Origin of the sequence: Sinomonas terrae (genome assembly GCF_022539255.1) — a bacterium.
GTDB lineage: Bacteria > Actinomycetota > Actinomycetes > Actinomycetales > Micrococcaceae > Sinomonas > Sinomonas terrae.
In genome coordinates this window covers 89,210-110,217 of record NZ_JAKZBV010000002.1, presented here as the reverse complement: position 1 = coordinate 110,217, position 21,008 = coordinate 89,210, and the positions used below count along the sequence as shown (strand labels likewise).

Here is a 21,008-nt window from a genome sequence, read left to right as displayed (position 1 = left end):
TCACACCCGAGGTCGACCAGGAAGGGAGAATGCCGAGTGGGCGCCGACTACGACGAGCTCCGCCCCGATGTCAGGGAGTCCCAGGAGGACTCGCTCGAGGCGGCCAGGTCCGCCAACGCCCCGGATGCGCGCAGCGTCGTCCGCGACCTCGACGGCGACGACCTAGACGGAGGAGACGTACCGGGCGGGGAGATCCTCGACGCGGAGCTCACCGTCCGCCTCGTCCCGCAAGGGGAGGACGAGTTCGTCTGCCAGTCCTGCTACCTTGTCCGCCACCGCTCCCAGATCGCCCGGGTGCACGGCGGCGCTGAGTACTGCGCCGACTGCGAGGCCTGAAGCGCCCGCACGCGGATCAGGCCACGACCTCGAGCCCGGGCAGGCAGCCCTGCTGCGGGTACGCCTCGGCGCGGCTGGCTGCCGGCTTGCCGAGCAGGTCCTCGATCGAGGTCTGCCCTTCGAGGACCGGCTGCGCTTCGCTGGTCTCCATAGGTGTCAGACTAGGCGCCGGAGGCGAATGAGTGCGGGAGCCTCGCCGACCAAGGCCGGCTCAGACCAGCCCGGCGACGAGCACGGCGTCCGGCTGCGTCGCCTCTCCAGCATCCCTTCGGGCCCGAGCCGCGGTGCTCAGCCCGGAAACATGCCTGCCGGCGGGGCGGTGCATGGGAGGGGTTCGCCGGGGTTGGTCTTGGCCTTGGCGTACCGGAAGGGGCCGGTGTCGGCCATGAGGGCGGGCATGTGGTGGTCGGCGTGGTCGCGCCACCACACGCTCATGCCGAGGGCGGGGTCGAGGCGGAGTTGCTCCCAGGCGCGCCAGAGGGCTTCGAGGCGCATGATGGCCTCCTCGTGCCGCCACCATTCGGGGTCCCAGAACGGGGGGGTGCCGCGGTCGGAGAGGGTGCGGCGGTAGGCGCTGGCGAGGAATTCGCGCACGAACTCGTCAACGTTCCGGTAATAGGTAGTCGGCTCTGGCTCGGTGGCCTGCTCTTCGGTGGGGTCGGCGTCCCACGCCTCCTCGGCCATCAGCCCTCCCCGACGCTGCGTTTCGCCTCGGCCGCCACCGCTGCCGCGACGTCGCCCATGGCGGTCTCGAGGTTGTTCTGGCCGGCAGGGTTGTGGGCGAGGATGGAGGCCTTGACCGCTTGGGCGTGGGGGCCGGCCATCCAGGGCACGGTGCGCACGAGGGCCGGGCGGGCCCCGGAGGCGAAGACCAGGGCGCGGCCTTTGGGGAGGGCGGCGAGGTCGGCGACGTCGAGGGTGCGCTGGCGCTGGACCTGATAGGACACCGACTGCGACCCCGATCCTGATCCGGTGGTGGTGGAGGAGCGGATGCGCTCGTGCTCGCCGACGAGGCGGGAGAGGTCCTCGAGGAAGCCGGTCTCGGAGACGCCTCCCCCGTAGACCTTGACGTTGGCGGCGGAGAAGAGCTTCCGCCACCCGGACTCTCCCCAGACGTCCACGGCCTGGGACTTGGACTGCAGGATCGTCATCAGGATGATCCCGCGGGAGCCGTAGTGGCTGTACAGGTCGGGCAGGCGCTGCCAGCGGCACACGTTCGCTGCCTCGTCCAGGACCCCCATCAAAGGGGTGGCCAGGCGGCCGCCCGGGGAGGCGACGGCGAGCTCCTCGGCGGCCTCGACGACGGCGACCGTCAGCGCGGTCACGAGCGGGCCTGCGGAGCCGGAGCCTTCCTTGGAGAGGCTGTAGAGGGTGCCGGCGGAGCGGACGAACCGGGCCGGGTCGAAGGCGGGACGGCGGTCGTCGGGGCCGCCCCTGGTGACCCATTGGGTGACCTGGCGGTTGGTCAGGCATTCGGCCATCTGCTGGGCGGTGCCGTAGATGCCGCCGCGCTGCTTGTCGGGGGCGGCGATGACCCCGTCGACGGCGTCGGCGATGAGCTCGTGCCCGTGGCGGGCGAGGATCCTGACGGGCTCGTCCTCGGTGGGGCGGGTGAGCCACCGGTAGACCTCGGTGATCGGGCGGTTGCCGAGGGCGGCGGCGAGCAGCAGCCCGGCCAGGAGCTTCCGCCCGGCGGGGTCGAAGTAGGCGTCGGTCTTCGCGCCGGGGTCGCGGGAGCCGGCGGCGAAGTGCTCGGCGAGCTGGGCTGCCCTGACCTCGTCGGTGACGTAGGAGAGCGGGTCCCAGAACCAGGCCGGGTCCTCGGCGGCGATGCCCTGCGGGTCGAACACCCACACCGGCCCACGGGCCGCGCGCACGCCGCGGGTGGCGTCCAGGACGTCGCGCTTGTTGGAGGTGGCCAGGCAGGCCCCGGGGGCCTCGAGCATGGCCGGGATGACGTAGGAGGTGGACTTGCCGGTGCGGGGCCCGGCGACCATGACCATCATGTCCTCGAACGACCCGTACAGCGGCGCCCCGGTGAGCAGGTGCCGGCCCAGCGGGACCCCCACCACCGGCGCCGCGCCGCCGTCGGAAGCGCCGGGGTGGCCTGTGCCGGGATGTGCGGTGACGCCGAGACGCTTCGCGGTGGCGGCTGCGGCCTTCCTCGTCAGCGGGGCGATGTCCCGCCCGGTCCCCATGAAGCCCGCAAGGTCGTCGACCCGGCTCCTGCCACGCCGCCGGATATGGAGGCGGACGAGGACCCAGGCGGCCAGCAGCGCCTCAATGACCGCGAGGGCGATGAGGATCCCGGTCGTCGTCCCGGTCCACCCGACCCTGCTCTGGAGGAGGGCGCGGAGGCGGTCGGGGACGGCGGCCGGGAGGGCGCCGGCGGTCCCGTCGAGGAGGTGGGAGAGGGTGATGGCGGCCCAGAGGTCCGCGGCGGCCAGGCCCACCACCAGCATCGCCCCCACGAGGACCCAGGGCCCGGCGGGGGCGGGGTCCCTGACCCGGTTGTTCGCAGGGTTCGTCAGCCCGCCGGTCATCGGACCGCGCTCCTCTCCCCCGCCGCTGCCCCGGCGACCTCATGCTGGGGCTGGGGGTGGGGGTGTCGGCGGGAGCGCTCGTCGGTGACGTGGAGGCGCTTCTCGGCCTCGGTCAGGGTCATCTGCACCGGGATCCCGACCCGGCCGGGCACCTTGAGCAGGATCTTCCCGGCCCCCGGTGGCGGGAGCGGGTTCCCCTCGCCGTCGAGGCGCGGCTTCCAGTTCGGGGGCGCGTTGAAGCCGTTCACTATTGATTTCTCCTGCCCGTTCAGCGGCACCACGTTCGCATCCAGCCACCCCAGGTCGTCCATGGACAGCGCCATCAGGCCCAGCACCCCCGAGCGCTGGGCGAACCCGCGCGCGGTCTCCCGGTCCTGGGAGTTGGGCAGGGAGAAGGCGTCCTTGGGGGAATGGGTGATCTTCAGCTCGCTCACCCCCAGGCCCCTGTTCGTCCTGCCGATGCGGTCTGCGCGGTCGACGATGCCCTCGCAGGCGCGCATCGGGAACCAGAACTCGTCCTGCAACGCCAGGTACCCGCCCCAGCGGACCTTGGGCTCGTACGCCTCCCCCGCTGCGGCGGCTGCCTCGGCCTGGGCGCGCTCGTGCCGGGCGAGCTCCCAGTGGGCGTCGATGGCGCCGAATCCGATCGACCAGGTCGCCAGCATCGCCGCGGAGAGCAGGCGGCGGTTGGAGGCGGGGATGGCCGAGGTGTCGAAGCAGAACCCGCCGGGGTTGCCGACCTCGAGCCGCACGCTCGCCCGGCCCCCCACCAGCTGGGCGAGGTCGCCGTTCAGGACCGACCACACCGAGGCGCGCAGGTCGTTGTACTGCCGCCGGAACTCCGGGTCCTCCCCCTCCCCGCGGCCCATGAGGGCCTCCGGGGGCGGGGCGTCGAACGCGGCCAGCAGGTCCCCCATCCACGGCCGGTGGACCCGGTCGATGACCGAGCGCACCATCAGGGACAGGACGGTGTCCTGGACGTCGGTCAGGGGCCGGCCGCGGTTGACCTGGACGATGAGCGCGACGAGGTCCACGGCGGCGCGGACGGCCTGGGCGCGCAGGTCCTCTCCGACCTTCCCGCCGAGCTTGGCGGCGGCGTCGCCGAGGGCGCCGAGGTCCAGGGGGTTGATCCGGTCCCTGGACTTGGGGCCGATGCTGACCGTGGTCCCGCCGAGGGCGTTCACGGCGGCGACGTGCTCGCCCTTGAGCGGGTCGAACACGGCCGGGGCGATCCCGCGGGCGGCCATCCCGTACATGAGGCGCTGGGCGACGCTGGACTTGCCGTTGCCGTTGAGCCCGAACAGCATCATCGACGGGCTCGAGATCAGCCCGGCGTCGTACCAGGTCTTCATGTCCCCGGCCACGGCCGACCCGACCGCCATGTCCCGCCCCAGCGGGGTGCCCACGGCGGGGCGGGTGGTGCCGGCGGCGAAGGGGTAGATCCCGCACAGCTGCACGCTCGCCGCATACCAGAACGGCGGCTGCGGCACCGACCCCCACCGTCCCCCGCCCAGCCCCGTCATCCCCTTCGCCGTGACCCGGTGGGACTGCCTGGGCGTCCTGTGTCTGGTTGTCTTGGGCATCAGAGGACCCCTTCCATCCACAGCGGCTTCAGCGTGTGCTTCCACGGGAGCACCCCGAACGGCAGGGTCGTGTGGAAGGCGGCCGAGCCGGCGTGCTCGACGAACCGGTAGGAGAGGATCACCGAGTTCATCAGCGACTTCACCTGGGTCAGCGCATCCCGGTAGGCCTTCTCCGTCGGGGCGAACGTCACCGTCACCATCAGCGCGAACGCCGACAGGCGTGCCCCCTTGGCCAGCTGCTCCTCGGTCTTCTCCGCCACGTCCCGGGCGGCCCGGTCGAACCCGGTCGCCCGGCCGCGGCGGGTGTCGATGCGCCACTGGGCGTTCTTGACCATGGCATCGACCGTGCGCGCGCCCTGGCCCGGGTCCACCGGCCGGTAGATCAGGGCCACCCGCTTGCGCAGGAACTTCGCGTTCGGGGCGAAGACCCGCTGTCAAGCCCCGTGTTTGATGGAGTACTTTTTAGTTGGTTTTCGTGGGTTCTGGCTGTTGGGCTGGTGCGGCATGGGCCGCTTCGTATTCGGCGGGGGGGACGTGGCCGAGCTCGCCGTGGAGGCGCCGGTGGTTGTACCAGTCGACCCATTCGGCCACGGCGATCTCGAGGTGGTTGATGTCGCGCCAGGGGCCTCTGTTGCGGACCAGCTCGGCCTTGAACAGGGAGTTCAGGGCCTCGGCCATGGCATTGTCGTAGCTGTCCCCACGCGAGCCGACGGAGGCGACCGCGTCGGCCTCGGCGAGGCGCTCGGTGTAGCGGATGGCCCGGTACTGGACCCCGCGGTCGGAGTGGTGGACCAGACCGGCCAGGTCGGCCCCGTCCCTGGTGCGGGCCCAGATGCCCATCTGCAGGGCGTCGAGGGCTAGTTCGGTGTAGAGGCTGGTGGAGACCTGCCAGCCCACGATCCGGCGGGCGAAGACGTCCAGGACGAACGCCGCGTAGACCCAGCCGGCGAAGGTGCGCACATACGTTATGTCCGCGACCCAGAGCCGGTTCGGCGCCTCCGCGGTGAACCGGCGCTCGACCAGGTCGGCGGGGCGGGCCGTCTCGGGGGCCGGACGTGTCGTGCGCGGGCCCTTGGCGCGGCTGATCCCGCGCAGGCCCTCGGCGCGCATGAGCCGCTCGACGGTGCAGCGCGCCACCGGGATGCCCTCACGGTTCAGGGCAGCATGGACCTTGCGGACCCCGTAGACGCCGTAGTTCTCCTCATGCACGGTGCGGATCTTCTCGGCCAGCCCGGCATCCCTCAGCGCCCTCGCGGAGGGCTGGCGGGTGCGGTGGGCGTAGTAGGTGCTCGGGGCGATCTGCAGGACGCGGCAGATCGGCTCGACCCCGTGCTCGTCGCGGTGCTCCTCGACGAAGGCGCACATCACCTCGACGGGCGGTCGAGCTCCGCCGCGAAGAAAGCCGAGGCCTGCTTCAGGATCGTGTTCGCCCGGCGCAGCTCGCGGTTCTCCCGCTCGAGCTCGGCGATCCGGGCAGCGTCAGTGCTGGTCGTCCCCGGTCGCAGCCCCTCGTCGACCTCCGTCTCGCGCACCCACGTCCGCAGCGCCTCGGGATGGATCCCCAGCTGTTCCCCGATCCGCTTGTACGCCCCGACCCTGGTCGCGGGATCGGCGCGGGCCTCCAAGGCCATGCGCGTCGCGCGCTCCTTCAGTTCGGCCGGGTACTTCCGCGGTGCTGACATGAGAGAAATCCTTCCGGGTCATCGATCTCTCCATCAAACCCGGTGCGGATCACGCTCGAACGACCGCGCCGTGATGTGCGCCCCCGGGGGAACGGTCATCATCAGCGTCATCGACGCCGCCCCGTCGTGGAAGACCACCCGCCCGGCCGAGTCGTCGAAGAACCCCGGCCCCGCCTGCGAGAACGGGCGGGCGTTCCCATGGCCGGCGAGCCCGTCGAGGGCGAGCTCGGCGTCCCGGGTGGGCTGGTACGCCAGCTGCGCCGCCTGGGACAGCTCGGCCTCCACCAGGGGCTTGGCGTTGCCGGCCCCGGCGGCCTGCAGGGACGCGGACTGGTGCGGCATCCGCGCCGCGACCTCCGCCACCGCCGTCTCGAGGTCCCGGTCGCCGCCGAGCTCGGCGACGTCGTACACGAGCGTCGCGTACACGTTCACCGTCGCGGCCCGGGCCGGGAGGGTCCCGGCGGCGGCGCCGAGGACGTCCTTGGCGAAGGCCGGGGCGTCCGGGGCCACCGTGTCGCGCATCGCCTGGACCATGGCCGCGGAGGACTCCGAGGCGGAGTCGACCACGATGGTCGCCCCGGCCAGTCCGTCCTCCACGGAGTGCTCGCTGAGCCAGCCGCCGAAGTTCGCCACCTGGGCGTCCACGGTCGACGTCTCCTGCATCGCAGCCCCGTCCGGGGAGCAGCCGAACACCGCCGCGAGCTGGCCGACGCTCTTGTGGTGCAGGAGGGTGAACGGCCGGTCGATCCCGTCCCTTCCCGACACGGCGTCCACGTCCAGCAGGGCCCCGGGCAGCCGCTCGGCGAACTCGGCCGGGAGCGTGCCCATGGCCCCGGTGACGTAGAAGGCCTCCCCGCTGGCGCGCCGCCGCGCGAGGGAGAAGCCGTTCGTCGCCCGCTCGAGGAGGGTCAAGCCGCCGAAGCGGACGAAGCCCAGCAGCACGATCGCGGCCGTCAAACCGAGGACGCCCAGCATCCCTGCCGTGTTGCCCTTGACCACGAACAGCATCGCCAGGATCAGGCCCGCACCGGAGGCGATGACCCCGCCCAGGCTCAGGCCGAACAGCCCCGGGGAGCTGGGCTTGAGCCAGTTCCCGAACCGCTCCGGTGTCTCGTTCGTGCTCATCCCAGCCGTCCCCTCTCCTCCGCCCGCCGCGCAGGCCGACGCCCAGTCCTGTTCAATCCGGCAGTCCTTTCCGTGCCGGTGGCGGTCCGCCCGCGGACCGCATGGAATCCGGGGGTCATCCGCCGACCACCCCCGTCCCGTCGGAGTCCTGTGCGCCCTGCGCCACGGACCCTCCGAGCGAATTCACACCGGCCTTGAAGCCGTCCCCGGCACCACCGGCGGAGCCCGGCGCCCCACCGCTGGAAGCGGGCTCGCCGGCCTCCCCTGCCGCACCGGCTGCGCCGGAGGAGCCCTGCGCTCCCGACGCCCCTGTGGCGCCCCCGGTTTCACCGCCCGTGGAGCCGGCGCCCGTCCCGCCGGCGGGGGATCTGCCTTCGGTGGCGACCGTGGTGCCGCCTGCCGTGCCGATGTCTGCCGAGGCCGTCGTCGTCGCGGCGGTGCTGCCCCCGCCGGTCGCCACGGCGGCGCCCACCGCGACGCCGGCGGCGACCAGGGAACCGCCCGCGGCCAGGGCCGCCGAGCCTCCCGAGGCCGCCCCGAGTGCGCTGGTGGCCGGGGCGATCAGCCGCATCACGGCCGGCAGGGCCACGACGGCCAGCACGAGCAGGATCATGCCGTTGATGACCGCGCCGATGCCGTCGGATCCGCCCTTGAGCTTCCACGCGAACGCGTACACGATCGCCGCGATCGGCTTGTACACCAGGAACGCGACCATCCAGCCCGTGACCTTGGAGAACATCTGCTCCCCGCCCCGGATCATCGACGCCGCGGCCGTCACCGGCCACACCGCCACCAGCAGCGGCAGGACCGCGGCGCGGATGAGCATGATCACCCACTGGCACAGCGTCGCGATGAACCCGAAGATCCCCGCCAGGACCGCGATCCCCGGCGCCAGGGCGGCCACCGCCGCGCCCGAGGTGTACGACCAGGCACTGGAGTCCACGCCCGCCTGGTCGAGGATCCAGGCCGCGAACGAGTCGCCCGCCGGGATCAGGACCTGCACCAGGGCCGTTCCCATCGTCGTCAGGAACACCGTGAACAGCGACTGCGCGGCCTGCTTCGCCCGGTCCCCGCGCATGTGCAGCATCGTCCAGATGCAGGCGATCATGATCCCCACGATCGCCAGCACCACGCTGATCCCGCTCAGCGCGGACGTCAGCCACGTCGCTGAGACCCCGCCCAGGTCGACTCCGAGGCCGGCGCCCAGCCAGGAGGTCAGGAACGACTTGATGATGCCGTCCCACGCGCCCATCATCGCCTTGCCGAGGTCTTGGACCCCGGAGCTGACCGCCCCGGCTACCGCGTCGTTGGCGGCCTGCTTTGCGCAGTCGCCGTAGCTCAGCGGGTTCCACCCGATGCAGTCGGCCATCAGGACGCTCCCCAGGAGGTGAATGATCCAGCGGCTACGGTTGTCGGGGACCCGGCGAAGAAGTTCCCGTTGTCCAGCAGCTTCACCTTCCAATCGGCGTCCGCCCACCGCAGGGTTGTGGGCATGCCGATGTAGCCGTCAGAGCCACCAGGGGCTTTGAGGACCACGGTGATCTGGGCTTCATCCGAGGAGAACGAGTCGACCTTGTAACCGGCGAAAGCGAGCGGCGCCTGTGGAGTCCTTGGGGCGGATATCTGGGCCAGAATGGCCGTCTTCCCCGGAGAGTCGACGATGTACTGGTCGGTGACGCTTCTCAGATCGGGGCTCGTGCTGAACGAGGCGAGAATCGTCGTCATCGCCAGAGCGGCGCCGAGCGGGGAACGGGCGAAGCAGACACCGAGCCCGTCCCGGTGCTGGGTGGGGCCGTAGGTGTCCGAGACCGGCCATGTCCAGCCTTTGGAGGCCTCCCACCGCAGATCGCTGGGCGGGGCCGGCTTGTTCGAGGTTTCATCGGTCGGGGCGCTGCATCCGGCAGGTGCCGAGGGCGTGGTCTCGGGGACCGCCTGCCCGCTCCCTCCGGATGATTGGGGGGATGACTGGGTGGGCGTGACGGCGACGAGCACCGCCATGACCACGATGACGGCGGCGACGAGCCCGGCGGCCCAGAGGGTGAGCTTCTGGTTCGGCTTCTTCATGCGGGTCCTCTCACATCCCGATGAAGATCGGGGCGATGACACCGGCCAGGCCCAGGCCCATTGCCCCGGTGAGCCACCAGCCGGCCTTCTGCATGAACTGGTGGCCCTGCCCGTGCTGGTTGGAGAAGAAGAGGCCGATGAACAGGATCAGCAGGGCGATGACGGCCAGACCTCCGCCGATGCCCATGGCCCAGGCCCTGATGGTGTCGAGCCCGTCCTGGACACCGGGAGGGAGGGGCTTCGCCTCGGTCGGGGCGTACAGGGCGAGAGCGGTCAGAGCGGTCATGGGATGTCTCCTTCTCGGGTGGGCGGCAGGGCGGCGCGCAGGCGCGCCAGGTCCTTGGGGGGAATGTCGTCGGGGCCGGCCTGGGCAGGCCTCATGGCGAGCAGGGCGGGCACCCAGGGGGCATGCACGAGCGGCGCTGCGCCGGCGAGCACCCGCAGCTCGTTCCGGATGACCCTGTGCGGCCGCCCGGGGGCTGCCGGGACGATGAGCACGCACGCGACAGCGGCCGCGTGGGCGGCGAGGATGCGCTTGGCCGCGTCGATCCCGGCCACGCTCGCCCTGGCGACCAGCACGACAGGGGTGCCATCGTCTGGCATCTCGGGTCCGCCGTCGGTGCCGCCGAGGACGTGCGCCCAGGTCGTTGCCCCGGCTCCGCCGTGGGCGGCGACGAACACCGTCCGAAGACCCGCGGATGGCTCATCGCGGTCCGCCGCCGCGGTCTGCTCGGCGGGGAGGCGGGCGGCTGCGTCTGCTGCGGCGGTGAGCCAGGGGTTCGTGCGGTCCTGGACCGTGGTCTCCTCGGCCATCGTCCCTCCTCTGCTCATAGTCCGCGGGCGACCTGGGCCGCGGCGGCCAGCCAGGCCCGCCGGGTCGCGGGGCGGAGTGTCTCGTAGCCGATGTGGCCGTCGACGAGGGCCGGGTCGTGCGGGACCTGCACGACGGCGCGGGTGAGCCGGGCGTAGCCGTCGGCCATGTGCTGGAGGTCGGCCCTGGTGGCGGTGGGGTCGGCCTGGGTGATGACGGCCACGGCTTCGCGGGCGAGCTTCGCGGAGGCCTCGTCGCGCTCGGCGAGGGCCTCCAGGAGCAGGGCTCCGGCCTCGGCGTGGTCGGCGCGGGTCGTGGTGGCGACGACGATCTGGTCTGCGTGGTCGATCATCCTCAGCCACATCGGGTCGGACTCGTCGTTGCCGGAGTCGATGAGCACGAGGCGGTAGTACTTGGAGGCCACCGAGTGGATGGCATCGACGTCGGCGGGGGTGATGCGCTGCTCGTGGGCCAGTGCCACCGGCTTGGAGCGCAGCACGTCGAAGCGGTCGCGGCTCTGGTGGTGGACGAAGTGCGCCAGGTCGGCGGACTGGGCGGAGGCTGCCAGGAGCCGGTCGGTCTCGGGCAGGAGGTCGAGCAGGGTCGCCTCGTGCGGGCCCTGCTCGGTGCGCCAGCCCAGGGTGCCGCGGGTCTGGTTGTTGTCCCAGGCGAGCACGCCGGCCCCGCCGTAGCGGGCGAAGACCGCGGCGAGCATGATCGTCGATGGGGTCTTGCCGGCCCCGCCCTTGCCGTTGACGATCGCGATCGTGCGGGGCCCGGGCCAGTGCCGGCTCACGGCCTGCTCGTCGGCCCGCTCTGCGCGCTCGGCCTCGCTCGGGGCCATCCGGATCCCCGTCCGGGCCAGCACGCCGCGCAGGCCCCGGGTCGCGGGCTTCTCCGCCTGCTCCTGGCGCAGGAACGACTCCCGCGCCTTCCTCCGCGATCCGGCCGCGGCGGAATCCACCGGCGCACTGGCATCGGGCACCTCAGCGATCTCGGCTGGACCGGTGCCCTGGGCGCGGGCGGGTTCGGCGGATCCGTCCGGGGAGACGACGAGGACCGTGGATCCGCTCTCGTCCATCGTCGTCATCCTCACGGGACGTCCGAGCGCGGCCGCGACGGCGATCACCCGCTGCATCAGCGCCGCCCGCAGCGCCGGAAGGCTGGCCCCTGCCACGGCCTCGGTGCGGGCGTCGATCGTGAGCTCGCCCGTGCTGTCTGTGTTCAACACCGCCGTGATGACAGGTGTGTCCTCCACGAGGGCGTGGTCGATGGGCATGCGTTCTCCTTCTCTCTCCTGGCTCACTTCTTCCCGGGACGGCGATCCGGGCGACCTTCCACGGGCTCAAGGCCCCAGCCCTGACGAGCTGCACGTCGTACTCCCCCGCGTCGGTGGGGACGAGCACGTGGCAGCCGTAGCCGTCAGTCGCGTCGGCGACGATCCGGCCCGGGCCGGTCACCGCGCGGGCGGGGACCTGGGACGTGTCGGTGCCCGTGTACGCCTCGAGCGCGCCCGGAGTCAGCAGCGGGCGCAGGTCCCCGATCCACGCCTCCGCCCCCACCCCGGGGCGGGCGTACAGGGCCATCGCCCTCGCCGCTGCGCCCACGGCGTCGGCCTTGCTGGCCTCGTCCCAGAGGATGCCGAGCGCCGTCGGGGAGGACGCGCCGGGCGCCTGCGGCTCCCCGCCGGCGCTCAGCGTCGCCGTCCGCGTCTGCGTCGGGCTCGGGGAAGACCCGGTCGAGGCATGCCCCATCGAGGCGCACCCGGCGCAGCCGAGCACCACGGCGAAGGCCGCCAGCATCGGCTTCACAGTCTGTCCCTTCACTCGGTCGCCGGCCCGTTCGTTCCGGCAGTGGGCACGTACAGGAACAGGCTCGGGGCCGAGTCCTGGACCGTGCGGGTGTAGTAGGCGTGGTCATCGGGGGCTGGGCTGCCGTTGTAGCCCTCCTCGACGTAGCTCCCGTCGGGGTTGACGGCCTTGACGACCGCCACATGCCCCCACGTGCCGTCCGCTCCCCCGACGCCTGGGGCGTACCAGACGACAGCTCCGACCCGAGGGGCCTTCCCCGTCGGCCATCCCTTGGCCTGCCACCCGTCACGCCACGTCACCGCACTGCCCAGCAGCACCCCGTCCCCGCGGAAGCCGGCATTGGTGAGCCTGAACGGCGCCCCGGCGGAACCGAGCTCCTGGTTCACCCGCCACAGCGCGAAGTCCACACACTCCCGGGTGAACATCCCCAACGGCGAGACGGCACCGACCGGCCCGTGCCCCCAAGGCAGATCATCTCCCGAACCCGCGGCAGACCCGCAGGCCCCTGTCCCGCCGACCGAGACTGGGCTGAGCCCCTCCAGCGCGGCCACGACGGCGACCGCCGGCGACCAGAACGGCTCGTAGTGGAACGGGTCGGCATTGCCCTGGACCCGGTGGGCCGCGACCGAGGGCTCCAGCTGCTCCCACCCCTGGACCCGCAGAAGCGCCCTGAAGAAGTTCCCCGCCGACGTCCCCGGGCTCATCCGGTCCGCGTAGGAGCCCCACGCGCCGTTCGCCCGCTGCTGGAACAGCCCACGAGAGTCCGGGCCCGCACTGTCGCCATAGTCGACCACCCGCAGACCGGACTCCCCCATCGCCGTCATCACCCCGATCGCCAGCCCCCGCGCAGAGAGACCAAGCGCCCTCCCGGCCGAGATAATCGCCGTGGCGTTCTGCAGCTGCACACCCGAATAGCCGGCCACTGCCGAGGGGACACCCGAGGACGAACGAACGGAAGCGTTGGGGACAGCTGCGGCTGCGCAGCCGGCGGCAGCCGCCGAGGAAGAACCGGCTCCGGCGCCTGCGAAGAGCACCACGACGAGAAGCGGCACGGCCAGGATCACTGCGGCACCTAGCCACAAGTCGCCTCTAACCTCGCTCATCCAACCCCCGAACCATGTCAGGCCAGCTGCCGCATCCAGCGACCACCGGTGAGAAGCTAGGCTGTCACTGAAACAGTGTTTCAGTGACAGCCTAGCGGAGGTTTACAGATGTGTCACACGCTGTATGAGGTGCTTCGGGGATGAGGGATCAGGAGCCGGGCTTGCGGTGCTTGTCCAAGAGTCTGGCAAGCTCATTGAGGGCCTCGGGAGAGACCTCTCCGACGATGCGGGCAGCAATGCCTTGGACTTCGGCGGCCTTCATCGCCAACATCAGTTCCACCTTGGCTTGGAGGTCCGGGGGAAGCTGGGACTCCCGCTCGAGCAGGTAGCTCGCCGGTACGCCGAAAAAGTCGGCCAGTGCCTCGAGGAGCTGAGGGTCCCATTTGTTGTCCGCCGAGCCCGCCCGGAGCCGGTACCAGCGGACGCGTGTGAGACGGACGCCCCGCTCGGCCATTGCCTTCTCGATTTTGGGGAACAGCAGGGCACCGCCGCTTCGCTGCTCTTCGAGGTCGGTCAGAAGCTTCAGCTTCGATGCCAGCACTTCCCGGTCAGTCAGGGGTTGGCTGCTCAAACGACCTCCCCCCGGCGTGAGTCTTTTCCCTCGATCATATTGTCAGCAGTCCCAGAATCGACCCGATAACCAAGGGCCCCGCGATTGTTCCTGCGAACACCTGGTTGACACTGTGGTCGCCGAGGTGCACTCTCGACCATCCGATCAGGGGCGGGAGGGCCAGCAGCCAGAACAGGCCAGGCCCGAACATGAGGATGAGCACTGCGACGGCTCCGCTCAACGCGGTCGCATGGCCGGAAACCTTCCAGAACGGACTTACGGCCATCATGAAGACCATCCCGGCGACAAATGACAGCAGGACCGCGAAGACCAGAGCCGGAGCACCAAGCGCCGCGAGGATCACGACCCCCAGGATCGTGGAACCGAGGGTGGCCAGCAGAACAGGAAGGCGTTGACGTTTGTCCCCTACGTGGTGATCGCTCAGGCGGCCTCTCCTTGCCAGCAGGACCACGGCGAGCCAGGGCATCAGGCACATGAAAAGCGCTGCAATGGCACCTGACAGAATCCCCAGCCACCCCGTCGAGCTGTGAATGCCGGCGACGATCAGCAGGAAGCTGACTACCGCGGGCGGTTGGAAGACCTCGGTGCAGAAACGGGCCAGACTACGGGTGTGCTTCATCAGGCCTGACCTCCTTGGGTATCGCGATTGCCATCTGGTCATACGGGAAGCGCTGCTCCAGGTCCACCAGCAAGGCGAGCTGGGCTGCGGTCAGGGAAACAACGGAAGCCATTGTGCCGTCCCTGAGCTGAATCATGGTGTCGTACACCTCTCCTCTGGGATCGGCGGCCAGGAGGCCCGATACAAAAGCCGTGGCGGCTGACCGCCGGCAAGACGTCCGAGGGGTACAGATCGCCTTTGCCCGCGCATTCACCAGCCGAAGGGGCAGCTCTGCCCGTCGGACTAGAGTCGTCACCGGAGGGATGCATAGCCCGACAACAATGGCGGCGATGCCCGAGTAAAGAAGCGGCGAGAACAGCGGATAGAGACTCTGGGCGACAGCGGACTCACGCCCGAACCGAGGCACGACGGACATGTATACGAGTTCGACGAGCGAGGCCATCGAGATCAAGATGCCGCCAGCGGAGAACCACCAGAACCAACCCAGGGGCCGTGGGGCCGAGGTCCGGGCGAGCCGGATGATGTCGACCGCCAGCCAGAGGACCCCGGCCATGTAGACGTTGGCGTAGGCCCAGATGCCCGGTTCGTGCACGTATTCCGGGATGAACAGGCCAGTTGTCGGCCCGCGCGGGGACGCGGCGAAAAACACCGCCATGACGAGCATCTGCACCAGGAGTGGGATGGGATTGCGCCTCGTACTCGGACGGCTCAAGACGAGGCAGATCGCCCGGCGCAGGAACCACATCGAGACGAGGAAGAGTAGGTTTCGGATCAGGTGGAGCAGGTTCGTTCCGCCTAGCCATGAGTCCACCACACTCTCTGGGATTGCGAATCCAACAGTGAACAGTGCCACGAAGCCGAGCAGGGCTGAGACGAGAGCAGGACTGGGCATCCGCCGATCCTGGATCAGAGCTCCGACCCGGAGAAGCAGAACAAGGCCCAAAAGGACCGGGAAGGCCGTTCGCGCAAGCTCGATCATCCGAACACCGCACTGAACCGGGCCGCCTCTGAGTCGGGCCTATGGAGGATTCGGCCCAAGAGGAATGCGATGTCCTCTGCCGCCTGCTCGACCTTATTCGTCCTGGCAGCGTTGCCCAGGACTTCCAGGGTGCGAGCATACACGCGATCCCGGCCCCACAGATTCATCCCCGTCTGCTGACCAGCATTGCACCAGTAATGACCTAGCAGGATATGGCCGAACTCGTGGAAGATGCAGTGCGCCCGGTACACGTGCGGATCCCGTTTACGGTAGAAGATCAAGCCCTGATCGGGCTGGTCCACCCAGAGCGCGGTGAGGCTGCCCCAACCCTTCTCTTCGAGGCCCTCGAAGATCAGCGGTTTGCCGTAGATTTGAGCGACCCGCTCAGCGATCTCCTGAAGGCTTGAGCCGGATCCAAGATCAAGGGCAGCGACGATCTCTGCCGGAGACTCCGGCCGGAGCTCTTGGACCGGAGCGGTCATAGCTAACCTCCCATGCAGCAGTGGATCACTGTACCAGTGGTCGTCCGGTCTCCCGTCTTCGTCCTCCCCGGACGGACGTGAGGACATGCGGCGCATCCTGGGATAGGGTCGTACTGAAACACTGATTCAGTTAAATCGTCTTCTAGTGAAGATGGTCAAACATGAGGGGTGGCGACATGGCCCAGCGAGACAAGGACTATGCCGAAGGATTGCAAAGAGCTTCACACCGAACACTGATCGGACGCAGCCCTTACGAACGCAGTGTGGTTGACCACCTGACTCCGACAAGCGGCCTTGGGGCCTTTCTCAAGGGGGATTCGAAGGAACAGCAAAGGATTCCGGCCACGGGGCTTGGCTCTTGGCTGGGGAAGACATCGTTGCGACACGCCGACGACGCGTCCCACTTAACGCAATCCGATTGGGATTAGCTGGGTCTCAGCAACCACCAGGAGGAGGAAGCCATGGCACGTCCATACAAGGGCGATCGTCACGTCGTCACAGCAAAGATCCCTCGAGCCGATGCCGACAAGCTGCAGAAGGTCGTTGAACTGACTGCAGAGACACGATCTGACATCGTCGCACGCCTCCTCCACGAGCACCTTAAGTCAATTGACATCGATGCGTTGGAGCGTCACCAGGAGGCGCTGCCTATCGCGCGGGCCTCTTAAAGACTGAGGGCCCGCCTCTCGGCGGGCCCTCGTATAAGTCTCCCATCACCGCTTTGCTTTGGCCGGCGACCGGTGATGGATCCGAAACCCTCCCTCTCGGGTGGGTCCCTTTTGCATACCTCCCGGGAAGGAGTCTGCCCTCTTATGGTAGCCGACGCTGCCCTGTTGTCACCTACCCCCGCAACGCCCAAGCGGCGTGTCGAGCCCCACACACACGCACAGGCCTGGTTGTTGGCACCGTTGATCGCCGGTCAGCCGGCATATCGTTCGGGGCGCTGGACCCGTGGGAAGTTCGGGTACCCAGGCTCACCTATCGGGATTTCAGGAAGCCTACCGAAGGCGCCGGCGGCGGTGCTCGTTCACGGAGCGGACGGGTCAGTGGCGACCCTGTGCCTGGACTTGGACACCTCAAGCGCAGCCCAGCAGGTCGTTGACGGCGACACCGAGCGGCTGGGGGCGCTGCTGGCGTCCTGCGGGCTGCGCTGGGTGGAGGACGTCTCCCCCAGTGGGGGCCGGCACCTGTACGTGCCTCTGGCGGAGCGAATGGACGGTGCCGCGGCCCGGGAGCTGGTTGAGGCGCTGGCCCGGCTGGCCCCGAGCCTGGACGCGAGCCCGCACCGCAACTCCTCCACTGGGTGCATCCGCGTTCCGGGCTCGGTCCACAAGCGCGGAGGCCACCAGGAACTGGTGACACCGCTGTCGGTGGCGTACGAGGTGCTGCGTCGCCGCAACGCCCCTGACGCGATCGAGCGGCTGCGCCGGGCACTGGCCCCGGAGCTGCGCCGCAACCGCCAGGAGGCCGCCCGACGTGCCCGGGGCGACGTCGCGCGCCGCCAGCCTCAGGCCCACGGCGCACTCCCTGCCGCCGTGGCGCACCCAAGTGGCGGGTGGCAATCCCCGCTGCGGGCGATCGCCGAAACGGGTCTGTACGACACGGCACGCTACCGGTCGGCCTCAGAGGCCCGAATGGCGGTCCTGAACCACCTCGCCGCGTGCGGATGGACCCTTCCCCAGGTCTGCGGCGAGCTCACGGGCCAGTTCCCAGGCCTGGCGGCTCTGTATCAGTCCCGCTCCCAGCTCGAGCGGCTCCTGGAGCGCGAATGGGCCAAGGCGATCGAATTCACCGCCAACAGCGCAGGGAAGAGAGGTACCCGTAAAAGCGACACAAGCCACACTGAACCCACCGGGGGGGCAAAAGCTTCGGCCCCGTCGATCCACCAGCTGGTCAACGATTTGGAGAACGTCCTCTACGCGGTGCTCGATGCAAGGTTCCAATCCCTGGGCAGGGAGGGAATTGGGCTGAGGTTCCTGCTTCGTGGAGTGCTGGCGTACATGCGGACGATGGAGACCAATGTCCTGGACGTTGGCTGCCGGACCTTTGCTCTGGCCTTGGGTCAGCACCACGGCACGGTGGCGAGGCTCCTGCGCCGGCTCTCCGAGCTCTCCGACGGCATGGTCACCAAGATCGCCGACGCCCGCCACCGCAACGCCGACGTCTATCTGGTCGAACTCCCGGAGCAGCACAGCCAGACTGCCCGGGACCTGACCTGGCGCCAGGGCAAGATCCACGCCATCAGACCCGTCTTCCGTGCCCTCGGGCCCGCCGCAGCCCTGGCCTACGAGGCCATCGAACGCTCCCGCCACTCCCCCATCACCGCCGAGATCGTCCGCGACGCCCGCATCGCCCGTACCACCGCCGAGATCGCCCTGGCCGAGATGGCCGGCTACCAGATGATCTACCGCGACCAGGAGGGCCGTTGGCACGTCACAGCCACCACCAGCCTGGCCCAGCTCGCCCACCGACTCGGCGCCGACGCCGACGTCGCCGCCCAGATCACCCTCCACCGGCTCCAACGCGCGGTCTGGCACGCCTGGCTCGACCGCCACAACCCCTCTGGGCAGCTTGCCGAGGCCGACCTCTACGACCCCGAGACCGACGAGCACTGGGTCCCCCCAGATGATGCCGTTTCCACGGCTCTTTGGCACGTAGCCGCGTGACGAAGACAAGCGGATGCAAGCATGACGACGCAGCGAGACCACCAGCTCAGGAATGGAGGACTTGAGCATCGTCTCGTGACCTCTTGGCTTGTTCATCGCGCAGCGGGTTCACAGTGCCTGAAGACAGCTTGCACTTCGGAAATTGACGGTTTCCCGGGCATTACTGTCATTGCTTGCGTAGATGGCCGACCTCGACTCCCCTACTGCAACCGGCGGTCGTGTCGACATGAATCTGTGGCTGGAACGTTGGGCAGGAAGCGTTCCTGACCTGGCCCTAGCTCACGCTGTCTTGACTGTGCACAGAGCTGTCGAACGACATGATCGGTGAGATGGACAGCCGGGCACGGGAGACCGCGGCTGACTCCCTCCCTTTCCTCATCGGTGCAGTAAATGCTGTCATTGAGGGTAGTCCTGCCCTGCGGTGGTTACTGTCATTGCGGGTGATGCCCGTAAAGGGAGCAATGACTGCAAGACCGGTGGCGCCCCCGGCCGTGGCGCTGTTTGGCTTTGATTGAGGGCATCGGTGGCAATGACGGTAATGCTGGCGTCGGTCTCAATGAGGGCTTTGACAGTAGACGAGACGTCGCGTGTGGTTCCGCGGGTTCGAGCTAGGTTTGCTGGCTTTACTGTCATTGCCGGTGATGCTGCTAATCGGAGCAATGACTGCAAGACCGGTGGGCCCCCCGGCCGTGGCGCTGTTTGGCTTTGATTGAGCGCATCGGTGGCAATGACGGTAATGCTGGCGTCGGTCTCAATGAGGGCTTTGACAGTAGACGAGACGTCGCGTGTGGTTCCGCGGGTTCGAGCTAGGTTTGCTGGCTTTACTGTCATTGCCGGTGATGCTGCTAATCGGAGCAATGACTGCAACATCGGGCGTGCGGTGTCTTGGCCCCCGTCCTTGGTTGGCTTTGATTGAGGGCATCGGTGGCAATGACGGTAATGCTGGCGTCAGTCTCAATGAGGGCTTTGACAGTAGACGAGACGTCGCGTGTGGTTCCGCGGGGTTCGAGCTAGCTTTGCTGGCTTTACTGTCATTGAATGCAGTAAGGCGCTTGGCTGATCACTGTCTTTGCTGGTGATGCTGCTAATGGAGGCATTGACCGCGACACGGGCAAGGATGTCCGAACCTCAACGCCATCCTTGGCTAGGCTTGGGGTCAAAGACGGCAATGACAGCGACAGCCTCAATGGTTGCTTTGACAGTAAAGAAGGCTTTGCATGGAACATGCTATCGACCGCGCCGCTCTGGACAGGACGATCGCGCTGATCAACGGCAAGGGTGGAGTCTTGAAGACGACTCTTACCTCGAATGTGGGAGGCCTCCTGGCTGCCAGCGGATACCGGGTGCTGGTTGTGGACATGGATCCTCAAGGCAACCTCGGAATCGACCTTGGCTACGCAAGGACTCCCATCGACGACCAGGGAAGGGCCCTCGCTGCCGCTTTGATGTTTGGCTCGCCCATCGAGCCGTTAGAGACCCAGCGGGAGAACCTCTTCGTTGTTCCAGGTGGGGCGCATCTGGACAAGGCTGCAGCAGGACTGTTTGCTCAGGGACAGAAGGATCCGAGCGGCGCCAAGCTGTCGCTTGCGAGAGGCCTGTCTTCGATTGCGGCAGATTTTGAGATGATCCTCATCGACTGTCCGCCTGGCAACGAATCCCTTCAGATTGCCGCCCTTGGCGCAGCTGCTTGGGCGGTCGTGCCCACCCACACGGACAAAGCCAGCCGCGAGGGCTTGGTCAGCGTCGCAGAGCGTCTGGACACAGTTACAGACATCAACCCCGAGCTAGACCTTCTGGGTGTGGTCCTGACCGCCACTACAACGGGGGCGACTGCTGTGCGTCGTGACGCACGCGAGAAGATCGCCGAGGCATTCGGGACCGGAGAAGTGCTCTTTGATTCCAGTGTCCGTTTTGCTGAGGCGACTGCTACGGCGATGCGCGAGCGCGGTCTGCTCGCCCACGAGCTCGAAAAGTCCGTCAAGGACGGTCCCAAGTGGTACGAGGTAGTGCGGGGGGCTGCCTCGGCAATTGCCGGACCGCGTTCGGCCGGGGGAGTGGCCGAAGATCTTCACCGAGTCGCGCAGGAACTCGTCGCACGTTTGTCCACTGCCGAAACGCGGAAGGTTAGCGCATGAGCGAGAATCGGCCTGCCCTCAGCCTCCCGCCGAGGGACCCCAGCAAGGTGAGGAACCTGCTGCGCAGCAATCGCCCCACAATCGTCCCCGATCCGCCGGCCGCTGCCCCTGAAATCGAGGATGACCGTCGGTCCGTCGCCGGGCGCGAGGTCGATGAAGTGCGCGAGGAGGGCTCAGCACCCAAGAGCCGACGTGCTCAAGTCACCTTCTACATGGACGCGGAGTTCAGGGACCGGGCTCGGGCTGCGTATCGGGCCACAGCCGGGATCGAAGGCGATGACTCTTGGTCCGAGTTCATCGAACTTGCGGTCCTAAATGAGGTGACCCGCCGCGAGCGGCTCCACAACGCAGGCGAGAAGTACGAGGGGAGCTCTCGACGCCTCAAGGCCGGCCGGAAGATTGTCGACTGACGGCAAAGCGGTCAATGACAGTAATGCCTTCATAGAAGAGTGACTCAAGAGCATCATGTGTGTGGGGCCCAGCCTGACTAAGGGGCTG

At 68.7% G+C, this 21,008-nt stretch carries 21 protein-coding genes, 1 pseudogene and 1 other annotated feature; of the genes and pseudogenes, 5 read left to right on the top strand and 17 right to left on the bottom strand.

Annotation, left to right across the window (positions count from 1 at the left end):
• Window positions 1-36: 36 nt before the first annotated feature.
• A complete protein-coding gene (locus tag L0M17_RS21330) occupies window positions 37-336 on the top strand; it encodes a DUF4193 family protein (RefSeq protein WP_241056648.1) in 300 nt (99 codons plus the stop codon).
• Window positions 337-352: 16 nt separating this feature from the next.
• On the opposite strand, the gene L0M17_RS22485 is transcribed toward L0M17_RS21330, so the two are convergent.
• From L0M17_RS22485 to L0M17_RS21250, 17 genes and pseudogenes are all read right to left on the bottom strand, one after another.
• Window positions 353-487 carry a hypothetical protein gene (locus L0M17_RS22485; RefSeq protein ID WP_255733256.1) on the bottom strand — a complete coding sequence of 45 codons (135 nt, stop codon included), beginning with the start codon at window positions 485-487 and terminating at the stop codon, window positions 353-355.
• A 137-nt stretch (window positions 488-624) separates the two neighbouring features.
• A complete protein-coding gene (locus tag L0M17_RS21325; RefSeq protein WP_241056647.1) occupies window positions 625-1,020 on the bottom strand; it encodes a DUF4913 domain-containing protein in 396 nt (131 codons plus the stop codon).
• Complete coding sequence (locus tag L0M17_RS21320) at window positions 1,020-2,879, bottom strand: type IV secretory system conjugative DNA transfer family protein (protein ID WP_241056646.1); 1,860 nt, start codon at window positions 2,877-2,879, stop codon at window positions 1,020-1,022. The genes L0M17_RS21325 and L0M17_RS21320 overlap by 1 nt, the downstream gene beginning before the upstream one ends.
• A complete protein-coding gene (locus L0M17_RS21315; protein WP_241056645.1) occupies window positions 2,876-4,462 on the bottom strand; it encodes a putative type IV secretion/conjugal transfer ATPase in 1,587 nt (528 codons plus the stop codon). The genes L0M17_RS21320 and L0M17_RS21315 overlap by 4 nt, the downstream gene beginning before the upstream one ends.
• A pseudogene (locus L0M17_RS21310) lies at window positions 4,462-4,884 on the bottom strand (SCO6880 family protein); the annotation flags it as partial. The pseudogene L0M17_RS21310 and the gene L0M17_RS21315, both read right to left, overlap by 1 nt.
• Window positions 4,885-4,924: 40 nt before the next feature.
• A protein-coding gene (locus tag L0M17_RS21305; protein WP_241053928.1) for an IS3 family transposase occupies window positions 4,925-6,144 on the bottom strand; the annotation gives its coding sequence in 2 pieces (ribosomal slippage) (window positions 4,925-5,865 and window positions 5,865-6,144; 1,221 coding nt in all).
• Window positions 5,753-5,866 (bottom strand) — a sequence feature (AL1L pseudoknot). (Overlaps the previous gene by 114 nt.)
• Before the next feature lie 33 nt (window positions 6,145-6,177).
• The gene (locus L0M17_RS21300; RefSeq protein WP_241056643.1) at window positions 6,178-7,269 is read right to left on the bottom strand and encodes an SCO6880 family protein; all 1,092 of its coding nucleotides are present in this window, start codon (window positions 7,267-7,269) and stop codon (window positions 6,178-6,180) included.
• A 115-nt stretch (window positions 7,270-7,384) separates the two neighbouring features.
• Window positions 7,385-8,638, bottom strand: coding sequence for a TrbL/VirB6 family protein (locus L0M17_RS21295; RefSeq protein ID WP_241056642.1), 1,254 nt, complete (start codon window positions 8,636-8,638; stop codon window positions 7,385-7,387).
• Window positions 8,638-9,333 carry a DUF8175 domain-containg protein gene (locus L0M17_RS21290; RefSeq protein ID WP_241056641.1) on the bottom strand — a complete coding sequence of 232 codons (696 nt, stop codon included), beginning with the start codon at window positions 9,331-9,333 and terminating at the stop codon, window positions 8,638-8,640. The genes L0M17_RS21295 and L0M17_RS21290 overlap by 1 nt, the downstream gene beginning before the upstream one ends.
• Window positions 9,334-9,343: 10 nt before the next feature.
• Window positions 9,344-9,619: a hypothetical protein gene (locus tag L0M17_RS21285; RefSeq protein ID WP_241056640.1), complete on the bottom strand. Its 276-nt coding sequence runs from the start codon at window positions 9,617-9,619 to the stop codon at window positions 9,344-9,346.
• Window positions 9,616-10,146, bottom strand: coding sequence for a hypothetical protein (locus L0M17_RS21280; protein WP_241056638.1), 531 nt, complete (start codon window positions 10,144-10,146; stop codon window positions 9,616-9,618). Before L0M17_RS21280 ends, L0M17_RS21285 begins: the two co-directional genes overlap by 4 nt.
• A gap of 14 nt (window positions 10,147-10,160) precedes the next feature.
• Window positions 10,161-11,423 carry an AAA family ATPase gene (locus tag L0M17_RS21275; protein WP_241056637.1) on the bottom strand — a complete coding sequence of 421 codons (1,263 nt, stop codon included), beginning with the start codon at window positions 11,421-11,423 and terminating at the stop codon, window positions 10,161-10,163.
• 543 nt (window positions 11,424-11,966) lie between these two features.
• A complete protein-coding gene (locus L0M17_RS21270; protein ID WP_241056636.1) occupies window positions 11,967-13,058 on the bottom strand; it encodes a CHAP domain-containing protein in 1,092 nt (363 codons plus the stop codon).
• A gap of 148 nt (window positions 13,059-13,206) precedes the next feature.
• Complete coding sequence (locus L0M17_RS21265) at window positions 13,207-13,629, bottom strand: helix-turn-helix domain-containing protein (RefSeq protein WP_241056635.1); 423 nt, start codon at window positions 13,627-13,629, stop codon at window positions 13,207-13,209.
• Window positions 13,630-13,663: 34 nt separating this feature from the next.
• Window positions 13,664-14,248, bottom strand: a complete 585-nt coding sequence (locus L0M17_RS21260) for a phosphatase PAP2 family protein (protein ID WP_241056634.1) — start codon at window positions 14,246-14,248, stop codon at window positions 13,664-13,666.
• A complete protein-coding gene (locus tag L0M17_RS21255) occupies window positions 14,232-15,140 on the bottom strand; it encodes a hypothetical protein (RefSeq protein WP_241056633.1) in 909 nt (302 codons plus the stop codon). Before L0M17_RS21255 ends, L0M17_RS21260 begins: the two co-directional genes overlap by 17 nt.
• An 83-nt stretch (window positions 15,141-15,223) precedes the next feature.
• On the bottom strand, window positions 15,224-15,796 hold the full coding sequence (locus L0M17_RS21250) for a hypothetical protein (protein WP_241056632.1): 573 nt from the start codon (window positions 15,794-15,796) through the stop codon (window positions 15,224-15,226).
• 374 nt (window positions 15,797-16,170) lie between these two features.
• Between L0M17_RS21250 and L0M17_RS21245 the strand changes: the two genes are divergently transcribed.
• The 4 genes from L0M17_RS21245 to L0M17_RS21230 all read left to right on the top strand — a co-directional run bounded on the left by L0M17_RS21245 (window position 16,171) and on the right by L0M17_RS21230 (window position 20,920).
• Window positions 16,171-16,377 carry a hypothetical protein gene (locus L0M17_RS21245; protein ID WP_241056631.1) on the top strand — a complete coding sequence of 69 codons (207 nt, stop codon included), beginning with the start codon at window positions 16,171-16,173 and terminating at the stop codon, window positions 16,375-16,377.
• Between the two features lie 351 nt (window positions 16,378-16,728).
• Window positions 16,729-18,375: a hypothetical protein gene (locus L0M17_RS21240; protein WP_241056630.1), complete on the top strand. Its 1,647-nt coding sequence runs from the start codon at window positions 16,729-16,731 to the stop codon at window positions 18,373-18,375.
• A gap of 1,217 nt (window positions 18,376-19,592) precedes the next feature.
• On the top strand, window positions 19,593-20,510 hold the full coding sequence (locus L0M17_RS21235) for a ParA family protein (protein WP_241056628.1): 918 nt from the start codon (window positions 19,593-19,595) through the stop codon (window positions 20,508-20,510).
• The gene (locus L0M17_RS21230) at window positions 20,507-20,920 is read left to right on the top strand and encodes a ParB family protein (protein WP_241056627.1); all 414 of its coding nucleotides are present in this window, start codon (window positions 20,507-20,509) and stop codon (window positions 20,918-20,920) included. The genes L0M17_RS21235 and L0M17_RS21230 overlap by 4 nt, the downstream gene beginning before the upstream one ends.
• The last annotated feature ends 88 nt before the right edge of the window (window positions 20,921-21,008 follow it).